Consider the following 12,695-nt stretch of genomic DNA (forward strand, 5'->3'; position numbering starts at 1 on the left):
CAACAGGTATAGGATTAATTTACCAAATATAATATTTACATCTTTTTTATTTGACATGGAATGTACAAAAGGGGGTGGGGCACAAAACGTCGTACAAAGTGATATATGTAGAAGGTACTTGCTCAAGAAATTTTTTTATATTTTTTATCCTCTATAGAGCTTGTTTTCTAGATTTCTCAGTATAGTGAAGGATTATTTAGGAATAACACACAATTATGAGATTGGATAGTCATTGCGAATACTGAGAGATATACATGGCATTTGTGGCCATATAACGCTCCCCCAGCTAGAATGTGGATTTTGGCATCTTTAGGTACAATAAAGTTAACTTAAAAGAACTCATGACTCCTTATATAGAACCGACTGGAGCCAAGAAGAAGGACAGCTCATGTGTTCTTTTTACAGTTTGAAACGCAACATCTTATAAATTAACTTGATAATATAGTGATGATTCTGACCGCTATATTTATTATCACAATCAGAGGAAGTGAAGACACATGTTGATTATGAATCCATCCACTACACGGCTAATTATTAGCGGTAACAGAGTAGAAGTATATGATTATGAAAGACCTATCATTCCTGTATCCGCTCGCCCTAAAGTGAATAACCAGATTTCCACCCTAGATACAGACTACATTAAGCAATATCAACTCCAAGTATATTACAAAGCACGAAAACAAATGAAACGCCTTTATCACTGCAACTTCGTTGATGCATCAGCTAAATTTATCACTCTATTATTTGATGACAACATTATGCAAGAAGCAACTAATGTCCAAACATGCAAAGTAGAATTTGATAAATTTATGAAACGCTTACGAAGGCAATTTCCTGATATTCAATATATGGCTGTTACTGAATTTCAAGATAAAAATAGTAGAGGCACTGTACACTATCATATGATTGCGAATATACCTTACATGCCACATGAGCAATTACAAGCTCTCTGGGGAAATGGATTTGTCTCAATTAGTAGTATTACCGATGACATAAATACAGGCGAAATGCTCACTCAATACCTAACAAAAGGAGTCAGGGATCCTCGTTTAAAAGGGCATCATAACTATCTAAGAAGCCGTAATTTAAAGTTGCCTCTTATTGTCGAAGGTGAGGAAGCACAAACAATCATCCAGCAATACAACTTATATAAACAGCACCTGGTGACTTCCCGTATGTATGAAACTCAATTTCAAGGAATGACTTCTTATCAAGAGTATGCACTGAAACAATGTGTTGAAATGACCAATCTTAAAGGTTTGGACATTTAAAGAATATGTTTACGACTAGGAGGAAAAGTACATGCAAACAACAAAGCTTACTACGATGAATGATTATCCGCTAATCCTGAACGTATCTCATGTTGCTGAGATTCTAGGATTCTCTAAAAAGGCTACTCATGAGTTAATGAATAGTGATGACTTTCCTTTGTTACGCATTGGACGCTGCAAGCGAGTGACTAAAGAAGCATTTTTCCAATGGATAGAAGACCACTCAGGTCAGCTAAAAAGTTAAACAAAATAATATGAAATGTAGATTACATCCTTATTCAGCGTTATATATAAAAAAGACATTGTTCCCAAGTAGGCAATGTCTTTTTACTAGGTACAATCCAAAATCTAAAAGCAGACCAAGGTACTCCCTACCCGTCAAGGAGAAAATATAAAACCCCGAAATATTGCAAAATTACCCAACCTTTTTCTTAAATCACTTTTTCATACCGGTTAGTCTAATTGTGAAATTTTAATCCTTAAGAATACCATGCTTTTTCAACAGATCTCCTAGATCATCCCATAACTGTGTGTTACTTTGAGTACTACCAAACGTATATGCTCTCAAAATGCTATTATCATTCGTCAAATACTTGACTAACATGTTTATGACTTCTTCATATTTGGAGTCTTCTCTCTCTAGAAGTGTTAGCAACCCATCAAAATCGTGAAGAGTGGAAGAAAAAGCATGCGTCTTATTTAACAGCAAACAGACACGATAAAGCAACAGCAAGCGATTACTCGGAAGTTGCTTTTCTAGAGTAATTATATGTTTGAGTTCCTCCTGAATTTTCTCATCCAGCTTATCTATCTCGTTATTTTTAACTAAATGTTCTACATCACGTATTTTCATTTCTTGCTCAAATTTATCCTGTATAAAAGAAGTTTGCTTGTGCAACTTTTCCATCTCTTCAGTCATCGTTTTCATTTTAAACTGTTGTTCATCAAATTCTGGTGAAAATAATTCTTCAACACTTACTTGAAGAAATTCAGCAATTTGCTTTTGCCTCATTTCAGGAATCTTTTCATTTGGATTCTTCTCCCATGCACTAATCATCTGAATACTTACATCAAGGTGCTCGGCTAACTCCTTTTGTGTATATCCCTTTATTTTTCGAATCGCTTGAATATTATTGTTCATATCCCTAACTCTCCTTTAAAGGAAATTATATCATATGACTTTACTTGAATCGACTCAAGTGTTATTCTTAGTTTACTTGAATCAATTAAAGTAAACTAAATGCTTTCTCTTTCAGAACATGTTAAACTTTACTCCCCGTTGCGAGCTGACTTAGCTAACGCTTAACTGACGTTGTTGCATGAAATGATAAAAGAGGCAGCCTCTTCCTTCATCAAATCTAGAGGAGGATACTTCCCCTTGATTTGATGGTGGAAGAACACCATTTGCAAATGAAGGGTTAGACTTACGTATCTTTGCGAACTTTTTTCTATAAAGTTAACGCTATAACTGACGCTGTCGCCCTTTATTTGATTTCAATCTCAAGATACTAGGAGGAGATTTCCTTTGAAAATGGAACGTCATTCATTTGTATTTGTTGGTGTAGATCTACATAAAAAAGAACATGTTGCCGTTGTGTGTAATTCCTATGAAGAAAAACTTAAAAAGCTTAAGGTAAAAAATTCTCCCAATCATTTTGAGGAATTTTTAAAGAAAATTGAGGATATTGCCGAAGAGAAAAAGATTATCTTTGGTCTGGAGGACGTGGATTTTTATGGACGTTCACTTGCTAAATATTTAATTGAACAGGGATTTATCGTGAAAGTAGTCAACTCCTCCTACACTAAGCGTGAGCGCAGCATCGGAACCAATCGAAATAAAACGGACGAACAGGATGCCTACAACATTTGTTCCGTGCTTATTCGAAAATATACCCAACTTCCATTGGCTAATCCTCAAGATATTTTTTTGGCAATTAAACAAGTGCTTAACGCTCGTAACTATTACTCTAAAACCATAGCTAGCATTAAAAATGGGTTGCACAGCTTGCTCGTTCATAATTATCCGACATACACTGAGTTCTTCCCTGATTTGAAAGGTAAAGTAGCCAGAGGATTCTTTAAGAAGTTCCCCTCTCCTGACTTACTTCCTCAAGAAGAAGAAGATTTACATACTGCTCTAAAACAAATTTACAAATCCGTGAGCAACGATAAAGCAAGGCAAGTTTTAGACTCTGTACAGACTAGCGGTTGGATACAAAATGAGTATCAGGAAGCGAACAACAAGGCAATCCAATCTTACCTTACTTCACTGGATGAGTTGTATAGAGAAAAGGATAAATTGGAACTTGAACTAGAAGAACTTATAGAGCAAACAGGATACCCACTAAAGACCATGCCTGGAATTGATATCATATTAGCGGCTACATTCATCGCAAATATTGGCGATATCTACCGTTTTACTTCTAGTAAACAATTAGCTAAACTAGCCGGTGTCGCTCCATATGAACATAGCTCTGGCCAAAGTAAAAGAAATTACTCAAATAAGTTGGGCAACAGAACCTTGCATTCTGCCTTCTATACACTTGCCTTAATTCACGTACAGGAAAAATACAATCCCGTTATGTACAGCTACTACCAGAATAAGCAACAAAGCGGAAAAAAGAAGAAACAGGCTCTAACTTATGTAATGCGGAGACTGGTTAACATTGTATTCAGAATGATGAAAGACAAAACAGACTATAAACCACCGGCTCCTTTAGAAAAAGAGGCAAGCTAAAGACCGTGATCCCATCATGGTCTTTGTTCTCTCACTCTATTAGACTACCCATATGTATTGTCTAAAAAGAAAAAAAGAGCAACCTTCAATCTAGGCTACTCTAAAAATTCCTTTCACACTTTCAAATCAATGTTTCCACCTAAATGTGGCTGCGCAGCGTGTTGAACGGCAGCTACGTCAGCTGTACTTATCAATTTCTGAATGGCTTCGCCTTGCTGTTCGGCATTTCCCATTGCCATCTTCATGACTGACATGGAAGCTTCTTGCTTAGCTTTTCCTTGACTTAGTGCCATTGACATGAGTGCTATATCCACGAAAAACACCACCTCTCTATTTCTAATGGGCTACCGAATACAATCGCTGTTCTAGAGAATGAACTTCCCTTTTCAGGTCATTTAATTGATTGCTCAACTTGTCAATTTCTAATGGTGTAAGTTTATGGTCACGGGCATATTCAGCTAGTTCTTTCATTTCGTGAAGCTTTTCCTCTATCTCTTCTAAGATACCATCTTGCTTTCTGCACCATTCGAGCTGTTCTTCCAGGAACCTTTTCTGCTCTTGCTGATCTTTATCCATTCGTCATCTCCTATCGAACAGCCTATTTACCTCTTTATATGAAAAGAGACCCTAGTAAAACTAGAGCCTCTTTCATATCTAAAATTAACGAAGAAGTTGTAGAACTCCTTGTGGTTGTTGGTTAGCTTGAGCAAGCATTGCTTGAGCAGCTTGACTAAGAATAGAGTTCTTAGTTTGAGTCATCATTTCTTTCGCCATCGTGCGAACATTTGCTTTCACAAATGACCAGACTATATCTTCACCCTCTAGCAATCCAGTAGGGGTCGGGCACTTCGGATTCACAATGCTGATGACCATTGTTTCACCTATGGATTTCATCATCATAGCTTTCGCCTTAGATGGTCTATCCTAGTCGTTGAACCTTCTCCACTCTTTCGAGACAGGAGCTTGGCTGCTGATTGCCCAAATCTTTCTTCTTTTTCGCCCTTCACATTTGCCGTTTCCAGCTCCGTTGTGGGGAAGAAAGCTCTAAGGGGTTTCCAGCAATTCACCCGATTATAATCACTAGCCGTTACCAGCTAGGACGACTGTGCTTGTCACTGCTTACGCAGCTAAAGCATAATCTACGTCACGGATACGAGACTCAGCAGCTGTTAAGTTTTCAGAAGAAGTACCTAGGTTATTGATTGTGTGCTCTAAACGGTTTTGGAATGAACCCAATTTAGAACGTTCTCCTGAAACCTTAGCAATTGCTTCATCTAATACTGCAACTGCAGCAGTTGCTTTCTCAGCGGAACTTACATCAAGGGCTTTTTCAACACCTTTACTATTAGTACCGTCCGTTACTTCGTTACCTGAGATATATGACGCTTTAATAGAATTTCCTTGACCATCTACTACAGTCTTTTCAGCACCTGTTGTTGAAGAAATTTCAAGTGCTTTTGAACGCATATCAGAAATATCTACGCTCATAAATTGACCAGCATTAGCTCCAATTTGGAATTTTAAACCTTGGTCAACAGCATTAGATCCTGTAATATTTTGTGCGCCTTGATCAGTTGTTAATTTTAAAGTTTTCGCTAAGTCATCTGCCGCAATTGAAACTGATCCGTCTGTTCCTTCAGAACCAGAAGCAATTTCAAATTTACCATCAACGAAGCTTACAGTAGCATTTGCTAAATCTGCGTGTGCAGCTCTAATTTGAGTTTGAAGGTCAGACGCTAAACCACCAGGAGTATACGAACCTTCAGTCAAACTAATATTAACTGTATGAGTATCAATAGTAAGTGTACCAGTGTTATTAGCATTTTGACCTTGTTCTAATGTTGCGGAACCTAATCCTAATGCGGAAGAAGCACTTCCTGTAATAGCTCCAATTGTGCTTCCATCACCTGTTAAACTATTAGTGATTACAAGTTTATTATTATCAAAAGATGCCACAGCATTACCTGCTCCAAACGCTGCATCTAGCTTTCCATTAAGATCATTTAAGAAAGTAGTTTGATCACCAGCATTTGTTAAATTATAGTTACCGTCTGCTAGAGTAACGGACTTCGTTACTCCACCAATGGTAAGAGATAACTCATTGTTTCCTGAACCTTCTGTTCCTGTTGTAAAGCTTGTACCTACTAACGCAGCAGCCCCGCCACCATCAACAGTGAACGTATCAGAACTATTTGCAGTAGTAAATTGAATCTTATTATTAGAATCAAATCCAACTGTTACTGAAGCAAAGTCTCCACCTAGAGCTTGAATTTTCGATTGGATATTAGCTGCGAAATCATCCGCCCCATCATTACCGCCAGCACTATAATCTGCAAGATCAAGAGCTACCGTTTTTGTGTCTCCATTCAACGTAACAGTCAATTGATTATTCTCTGCACCTTGTGTATATGATGCATTTGCTCCATCAAGTCCAAGAGCTTCAGCAGCACTACCAGAAATATCAGTAATTGTACTTGAAGTACCTATAGCAGTATTTGTTAATACTAACTTATCATCACTATCAAAACTTGCTGTTACATTTCCTGTACCAAATGCAGTGTTAAGTTTAGCTTGAAGATCTGTAATAAATTCATCTTGATCATTTCCTGCAGCGCCACTTTGTGTAAAATCATATGTAGCATCAGCTAATGTGATTGTTTTTTCTACACCACTAACATTTAATGTTAATTTATTATTCGCTGTCTTAGTTGCAGTGTCTAATGTATCAGTTGAAGCTGCAAGTAAGTGCTTCTCAACTAGACCTCCACCATTTACAGCAAAAGTATTCCCAGTGTTAGTAGTAGTAGACGCATTAATACTGATTTTACCATCTGAACCTAAAGCTACAGTAATATCATTTACTTTTGCTAAGTTGCCATCTGCAGCAGTTGTTACAGCTGTTCGCATAGCACTTTGTAAATCTGATGCAAACTTAGCTGCACCATTACCTGTACTACCATCATAGTCGTTAACACCGAGTGTTGCAGTATAAGTATTTCCATTAAATGTAAACTGAATTTCATTATCTGCAACAGTTACAGTTGGACCAACTATTTCAGTAGCTACACTAGCGACAGTAGTATAGGTTTTCGTTCCAGTAGTTGATATACCAGAGAAAGAAGAAATCTCTGCAGATCCCGTACGAGCAGCACCACTTACAGTTGCAGCTGTCAATTTAACATTTGGACCACTATTATCCGCCGTAGGGTTAGCATATGCCTTATCTCCCGTTACGGTCTTACCACCAACTTCCGAAATACTAACATTTGTTAATGCAGAACCTGTAGCCTTTGCATTCTTAGCTGTATCAATAATTTCGATATTACCAGTTATAGCTCCACCACTTACTTTTGCAGTAACTGCATCTTTTACATTTAGCTCTCCACTAAGTAAGTTTTTAGTATTAAATTCTGTTGTATTACCAATACGATTTATTTCTGATGTTAACTGGTTCATTTCTTTTTGAATTTCGCCACGATCTGATTCAGTATTAGTATCATTTGCCGCTTGGTTAGCAAGCTCACGCATACGTTGAAGGATGTCATGAGTTTCGTTTAATGCTCCCTCAGCAGTTTGAATTAAAGAAATACCGTCTTGGGCATTTTTAGAAGCTTGGTCTAAACCACGAACTTGCGAACGCATTTTTTCAGAAATTGCTAGTCCTGCCGCATCGTCACCAGCACGGTTGATACGAAGACCCGAAGCCAATTTCTCCATTGATTTTGATTGTCCAGTTGAAGCACTGTTCAACTGACGATACGTATTCAACGCAGCAATATTGTGATTAATTCTCATTATTATTTCCTCCTTGAAATTTACCCACATCCATGTGGAATTTTTTATAGTTACAACAACGTCGGCCGCCGTTGTTGTGTTCTACATTATTAATATCGGCAAATAAATGTATTGTTTAATAGTTTTTTAAATAATATTTTTATTACCTAATAATAACAAAAGACCCTCAACTCAATAGATGAAGGTCTTTTAATTAAATTATTTTCACTTAATATTCATGCAGGTTTTATCTATTCCTACCTTTTAAACAGTTTCTTTATGGCATCCTCATTTAATTTTACCGCCTTACTATTTTCCTCTTGTATAGACAAATAAATTTCTTTTCGGAAAATATCAATGTTATCCGGTGCTTGGATCCCGATTTTTACCTGATCTCCATCTACCTCAACAACCGTAATCTCTATATCCTGGCCAATCATGATGGATTCGTTCTTCTTCCTCGATAAAATCAGCATATTTTATTCCTCCATCTCGTTATGAAGGTTCATTTGAAATATTTTAGTTCTTACCTTTAACTTCTTATCATGAAGAATCATTTGTTTCCCTAGTCTTTTCGTCTGGTTGATAATAATTGGTGCTTGGAAGTTAGCAGTTGTTTCAGTTAATGGTTCCCGGACTGTTAATATGACAAAAACCGCTACATCCTTTGGTTTTTCAATCTTAAGCTTTTCTTTTACCTCATCATCCAAATCAAAATGATAATTGGAATCATGAAGGAAAGGGTCAGCAAGTACAAAGGCGATATTCTCGTCTTTCACGGACTGCATGATAAAAAATGGTGTATCCTCCATTGGTAAAATGCAAAATTCGTGTTCATCTAAAAAGCCTGGTATTCCACTTTCAAAATGGACGGTTTCTTCTTCTTTTATACGAATTTCACCAAAATATTTTGTTTGAATGTTCATACTGCAGAATCACCTTCTATATAGAATCGTTGAAAAGATTCGTAAAGTCGATTTTTAAGGAATTCCATTGTTCGACATTTACATCCACTTTTCCTGGTTGGTAATCATGTATCGGCTTTTGAATCTGTGCATCAATGATTGGCTTTTGTGGTTCAACATTGATATTGACCTTGGCTGGCTCATAATTTATTTTCACACTAAAATAACTTGGTATCCAGCCGATATTAAATGGCTTCGGTTGCCTTTCGCCATTTCTTTTTGCCTGATCAGCAATCGGTTGACCGCCATTTTCGATGGCCATTAGCTCATTACCCTCTTGAGCCCTTCTAGCCACACCCTTCATGAAGTCCTCATAGCCATTTTGTGCAGCCTCTTCTACCCGTTTCGAGATATGCTTTAAATCCATATCCTCCCAAGCCTTTGTTTGGTCAATATTCAGTTTACCAGGTGTGGTCTCAATCTCCAACTTGGCTTGCGGTTGTTGAATGGATTGAATCGCTTTTGGCTGTTCAATCGTTTGTACCGGTTGCTGTGTATGTAACCCTATTTTCATAGGGGTTGATTGTAATCGAATTTGAGCTAACTCCATTGAAATCACCTCTCTTAAAGAAAAAAGCTATCTACTAAAAAGATAGCTTATCTTAAAAAGTCCATTAACGTTGGCTGAATCACCTTTGACCCAATGCCAAGAGCTGCACGGTACACACTCTCAGCTGTAGTAAATTCAGTCATTACCTCGGCAAAGTCAATGTCTTCATTTTTTGACAATTGATCGGTTGTGAATACTTCTTGCGTGGAGATTCGATCCTCCATGAGCTCTAATCGATTCTGTCTGGCCCCTACATTTGCTTGTTCAGCCAAAAAACGGTCTGTATGGGAATCAATTTTTCCTAAAAAGCTATTAATTCCAGTCTGATTATCATTTTTTAAATCATCGATGAAAGTATCAAGATCTTGAAATAGGTTATTTCCTGAACCATCTTCAAAAAGGCCTTTTCCACTTGTATTCACTGGAAGCTTAATTCCTGAAAATACCTCTATGGAGATTATCCCAGTATCATAAACTGGGGGATTTAATGGATTACCTGCTGCATCTGTTGATGGTGAAGCATTTGTCTTTGTCCCATTAAAAATATATTTTCCACCAACCTGAGTATCACCAATATTGATAAGCTGTTGTTTCAATTGTTCAACCTCTGCAGCAACAGCCTTTCTCTCATCAACAGTCATCGTTCCATTACTTGCGTTTACGGTTAGTTCCCGAATACGTTGTAATGCGTCAACACCAAGCCCAATCGCATCATCGGTACTATCCAACCAGTTCTGCACCTCACCAATGTTTTGGCTATACTGCTCTATTCGGTTCAATTCAGTCCGATATCCCATTGCACGCATGGCTGCTACTGGATCATCAGATGGCTTATTAAATTTTCTATTTGAAGATACCTGGTCTTGCAAACGGGACATTTTTTCATAGTTTTTACTTAAATTTCGTAGCATATTATTTGAAAGCATTGATTGGGTTACGCGCATGTTTTATTCACTTCCTATCTTCCAACGGTTCCCATACCATTTATAATTTTATCTAGCATTTCATCAATCATCGTAATATTTCTCGCGCTCGCATTGTAGGCATGCTGGAATTTAATTAGATTAGTCATTTCCTCATCAAGGGATACTGCGCTTACCGATTGACGGTTCTCCTCAACGGAATCTGCAAGAATCTGTGAGTTGCTTGCATCCTTTGCCGCGCTTTGTGAGTTGACCCCTAGTTTTCCGATAATGCCAGAGTAGAAGGAATCTAGACTTCCAGTTAAATTGTTTGCAGTGATATAAGGCTGGTCAGTATATTTACTAAAGCTCTTTGTTCTTAAATCTGCAAGGAGTTGGGCATTTCCATTATTCCCTGAATTCCCGTTGCCAAGCCCTGCTGCAAATTTTGATGGATCATCTTTAATCACATCATTCACCTTGATGGCCTGTGCGTAATTAGTTGAAGTGGCTGGATCAAACACAAAGAAGTCTGGTGGATCTGTTTTTACAGCTGGAGGCGTCACCGCTTCTTGACCAAGCATATATCCTTGTTTATGAATAGCATTAAATTCATCCGCAAACGCCTTTGACATGACATTCAAATCATTAATCATTTCTGGATAATGGCCTTTTATGTCGGTGCCATCTTTATAACCATAACTTTTTATTAGCCCAGCCAACTCCCCGCCAAAATTAAACCCACTTAATTTTTTACCGCCAACAGTTACTTCCTGAATAGGTCCATTAATCGAATTAGGATCGGTATCGCCATCATTTAATTCCAGCTTGTTTGTCCCAATAATCCCTGAAGCCCTTGAAACACTGACTAAATTAATTGGAGGATTAAAAGAACTACCGTTATCTTGAACAATTTCAATATTGTATAGCCCTTCAGCGATTTCTTTTACATCACCATAATTGATAGGCTTAACGTTTGTTACTTTAATATTGACTAATTTTGATAGATTATCGACTAACAAATCACGTTGGTCGTACAAATCATTTGGCAGGTAGCCATGTGGCTCAACCTCGGCGATTTGTTTATTCAAGCTATCAATTTGTGAAACAATCGCATTAATATTTTGTACCTTCACATTGATTTCGTTTCCGATGTCGTTTTGTACACGGGTGATAGAATTATAGTAATAATTCAAAGTATCAGCGACCATTTGTCCCGTTGAAGCGACAACATCACGAGCACCGGAGTTTTCTGTATTATTGGCAACCGTTTCGAGGGCGCTCCAGAATTTATCTAAAGTTGCTAGAAGGCCACTATCAGATGGCTCATTCATGATTTCCTCCATCTTCGTTAAGGATTCACTTAATGAGCCGTAATAACCGACCTTATTGTTCTCTACTCGATATTGAAGGTCGAGGAAGCTTTCACGTATCCGTTGAACGGTTCCACCTTCGACCCCAGTCCCCATTTGACCAGGAATTTGTACGCGGTCGATGCCGATGGAAGGATACGGGTTGGTTGAGTTAAAGTTCACTCGTTGTCTAGAATATCCTGGAGTATTGGCGTTTGAGATATTTTGTCCGGTTGTATATAAAGCGCTCTGCTGGGTAAACATCCCACGGCGCGCGATTTCTAATCCCATAAAGGTTGAACGCATGGTGGTTCCTCCTGTTAAACTCTTGAATTAAACATTCCTTGAGTGTTTTTTGATTGCTTTTTGCTCCCAGCTGGCGGTCCATAATTAATGGAATCAGGCTGTGGATTCAATAGGTTCATGGATACATTAACAAACTGCAGTGATTGATGAATCAGCTGCTGATTTAAAAAATTCTGTTCCTTTAGCTCAAATACTAGCTCGGAAAGTTTATTTGCGATTTCAGCTAATCGGAACTGTTCGATTTCACTTATCCGCTCGAAGCAGTCTGTAACCGAAGGATTTTCTTGTTCAGGAACGAGGGCACATGCGGCCTGTTGCCGCTCTTTTTCCACTTTTGTAATCGCAGCGATATGTGTTTGCTCATCCTTTAATATTTGGTTGAGGGTGTCGATGTCACCTTTTTTAATAACCTCTGTTTTTTTGACAGCTATTTCATAAAGGCTTTTATGAAGCTTAAACAATTTTTCCGTTGATGCTATTAAAGACTCGGCAGACATTCCGTTCCCTCACCTTCTTATTTAGTAAAAAAATCAATGATACTGCTTGCTACTTCATCTGTTTGAACCTTGTAGGACCCGCTTTGAACTTGGTTTTTCAATTCTTCCACTCTTGCCTGTCGTTGAACAGAAATTTGTGATACATGCTGCATTTCTTTAGCTGCAGAGGAAATTTCAATTTTATCCGTAACTTTTTGTGAAGCTTTATTCGCTGCATCCAGCTTGTTCATTTGGCGTTTGTAAGGATTGATTCCAGACGTTCCAAAGTTGTTAATCTTCATGCTTTATCCCTCGCTTTCATTCCGTGCGATTCTCTATAGTATTATTATCGGATAAAAGGA

13 protein-coding genes and 3 pseudogenes are annotated in these 12,695 nt (G+C 37.8%); 3 read left to right on the forward strand and 13 right to left on the reverse strand.

The features are described from left to right. The first annotated feature begins 497 nt into the window (after positions 1 to 497). The gene (locus BQ6100_RS18155; protein WP_075982950.1) at positions 498 to 1,271 is read left to right on the forward strand and encodes a rolling circle replication-associated protein; all 774 of its coding nucleotides are present in this window, start codon (positions 498 to 500) and stop codon (positions 1,269 to 1,271) included. 31 nt (positions 1,272 to 1,302) lie between these two features. Continuing rightward, positions 1,303 to 1,515 (forward strand): helix-turn-helix domain-containing protein, encoded by a 213-nt coding sequence (locus BQ6100_RS18160; RefSeq protein WP_075982951.1) that lies wholly within the window; start codon positions 1,303 to 1,305, stop codon positions 1,513 to 1,515. Positions 1,516 to 1,743: 228 nt separating this feature from the next. Here the strand turns inward: BQ6100_RS18160 and BQ6100_RS18165 are convergent, their stop codons facing one another. Then, complete coding sequence (locus tag BQ6100_RS18165; protein WP_075982952.1) at positions 1,744 to 2,412, reverse strand: helix-turn-helix transcriptional regulator; 669 nt, start codon at positions 2,410 to 2,412, stop codon at positions 1,744 to 1,746. A gap of 390 nt (positions 2,413 to 2,802) precedes the next feature. Here BQ6100_RS18165 and BQ6100_RS18170 point away from each other — a divergent pair, with 390 nt between their 5' ends. Then, positions 2,803 to 4,008, forward strand: coding sequence for an IS110 family RNA-guided transposase (locus BQ6100_RS18170; protein WP_075983625.1), 1,206 nt, complete (start codon positions 2,803 to 2,805; stop codon positions 4,006 to 4,008). A gap of 113 nt (positions 4,009 to 4,121) precedes the next feature. On the opposite strand, the gene BQ6100_RS18175 is transcribed toward BQ6100_RS18170, so the two are convergent. The 12 genes and pseudogenes from BQ6100_RS18175 to flgM form a co-directional block, all read right to left on the reverse strand. Beyond that, the gene (locus BQ6100_RS18175; protein ID WP_075982953.1) at positions 4,122 to 4,322 is read right to left on the reverse strand and encodes a YjfB family protein; all 201 of its coding nucleotides are present in this window, start codon (positions 4,320 to 4,322) and stop codon (positions 4,122 to 4,124) included. Between the two features lie 22 nt (positions 4,323 to 4,344). Beyond that, the gene (locus BQ6100_RS18180; RefSeq protein ID WP_075982954.1) at positions 4,345 to 4,584 is read right to left on the reverse strand and encodes a hypothetical protein; all 240 of its coding nucleotides are present in this window, start codon (positions 4,582 to 4,584) and stop codon (positions 4,345 to 4,347) included. Positions 4,585 to 4,668: 84 nt separating this feature from the next. Next, positions 4,669 to 4,785 (reverse strand): annotated as a pseudogene (locus BQ6100_RS21760) (flagellin); the annotation flags it as partial. Between the two features lie 342 nt (positions 4,786 to 5,127). Continuing rightward, a pseudogene (locus BQ6100_RS22135) lies at positions 5,128 to 5,298 on the reverse strand (flagellin); the annotation flags it as partial. A 2,090-nt stretch (positions 5,299 to 7,388) separates the two neighbouring features. Continuing rightward, positions 7,389 to 7,803: pseudogene (locus BQ6100_RS22060) on the reverse strand (flagellin N-terminal helical domain-containing protein); the annotation flags it as partial. Between the two features lie 236 nt (positions 7,804 to 8,039). Continuing rightward, on the reverse strand, positions 8,040 to 8,258 hold the full coding sequence (csrA, locus tag BQ6100_RS18195; RefSeq protein WP_075982956.1) for a carbon storage regulator CsrA: 219 nt from the start codon (positions 8,256 to 8,258) through the stop codon (positions 8,040 to 8,042). 3 nt (positions 8,259 to 8,261) lie between these two features. Then, positions 8,262 to 8,708: a flagellar assembly protein FliW gene (fliW, locus tag BQ6100_RS18200; protein ID WP_075982957.1), complete on the reverse strand. Its 447-nt coding sequence runs from the start codon at positions 8,706 to 8,708 to the stop codon at positions 8,262 to 8,264. A gap of 16 nt (positions 8,709 to 8,724) precedes the next feature. Next, complete coding sequence (locus BQ6100_RS18205; protein ID WP_075982958.1) at positions 8,725 to 9,297, reverse strand: DUF6470 family protein; 573 nt, start codon at positions 9,295 to 9,297, stop codon at positions 8,725 to 8,727. 47 nt (positions 9,298 to 9,344) lie between these two features. After that, positions 9,345 to 10,241 carry a flagellar hook-associated protein FlgL gene (gene flgL / locus BQ6100_RS18210; RefSeq protein ID WP_075982959.1) on the reverse strand — a complete coding sequence of 299 codons (897 nt, stop codon included), beginning with the start codon at positions 10,239 to 10,241 and terminating at the stop codon, positions 9,345 to 9,347. Between the two features lie 14 nt (positions 10,242 to 10,255). After that, complete coding sequence (gene flgK, locus BQ6100_RS18215; protein ID WP_075982960.1) at positions 10,256 to 11,857, reverse strand: flagellar hook-associated protein FlgK; 1,602 nt, start codon at positions 11,855 to 11,857, stop codon at positions 10,256 to 10,258. A 14-nt stretch (positions 11,858 to 11,871) separates the two neighbouring features. Then, entirely contained in the window at positions 11,872 to 12,354 is a 483-nt protein-coding gene (locus BQ6100_RS18220) for a flagellar protein FlgN (RefSeq protein ID WP_075982961.1), read from the reverse strand. 17 nt (positions 12,355 to 12,371) lie between these two features. Next, complete coding sequence (flgM, locus tag BQ6100_RS18225; protein WP_075982962.1) at positions 12,372 to 12,635, reverse strand: flagellar biosynthesis anti-sigma factor FlgM; 264 nt, start codon at positions 12,633 to 12,635, stop codon at positions 12,372 to 12,374. Positions 12,636 to 12,695 lie beyond the last annotated feature (60 nt).

Source organism: Bacillus massilinigeriensis (assembly GCF_900117315.1).
GTDB lineage: Bacteria > Bacillota > Bacilli > Bacillales > Cytobacillaceae > Bacillus_BE > Bacillus_BE massilionigeriensis.

Bases quoted from the DNA above. Each gene is read 5' to 3' on its own strand.
- BQ6100_RS18155 (WP_075982950.1), top strand. From the start codon at position 498: ATGTTGATTATGAATCCATCCACTACACGGCTAATTATTAGCGGTAAC.
- BQ6100_RS18160 (WP_075982951.1), top strand. From the start codon at position 1,303: ATGCAAACAACAAAGCTTACTACGATGAATGATTATCCGCTAATCCTG.
- BQ6100_RS18165 (WP_075982952.1), bottom strand. From the start codon at position 2,412: ATGAACAATAATATTCAAGCGATTCGAAAAATAAAGGGATATACACAA.
- BQ6100_RS18170 (WP_075983625.1), top strand. From the start codon at position 2,803: ATGGAACGTCATTCATTTGTATTTGTTGGTGTAGATCTACATAAAAAA.
- BQ6100_RS18180 (WP_075982954.1), bottom strand. From the start codon at position 4,584: ATGGATAAAGATCAGCAAGAGCAGAAAAGGTTCCTGGAAGAACAGCTC.
- csrA (WP_075982956.1), bottom strand. From the start codon at position 8,258: ATGCTGATTTTATCGAGGAAGAAGAACGAATCCATCATGATTGGCCAG.
- fliW (WP_075982957.1), bottom strand. From the start codon at position 8,708: ATGAACATTCAAACAAAATATTTTGGTGAAATTCGTATAAAAGAAGAA.
- BQ6100_RS18205 (WP_075982958.1), bottom strand. From the start codon at position 9,297: ATGGAGTTAGCTCAAATTCGATTACAATCAACCCCTATGAAAATAGGG.
- flgL (WP_075982959.1), bottom strand. From the start codon at position 10,241: ATGCGCGTAACCCAATCAATGCTTTCAAATAATATGCTACGAAATTTA.
- flgK (WP_075982960.1), bottom strand. From the start codon at position 11,857: ATGCGTTCAACCTTTATGGGATTAGAAATCGCGCGCCGTGGGATGTTT.
- BQ6100_RS18220 (WP_075982961.1), bottom strand. From the start codon at position 12,354: ATGTCTGCCGAGTCTTTAATAGCATCAACGGAAAAATTGTTTAAGCTT.
- flgM (WP_075982962.1), bottom strand. From the start codon at position 12,635: ATGAAGATTAACAACTTTGGAACGTCTGGAATCAATCCTTACAAACGC.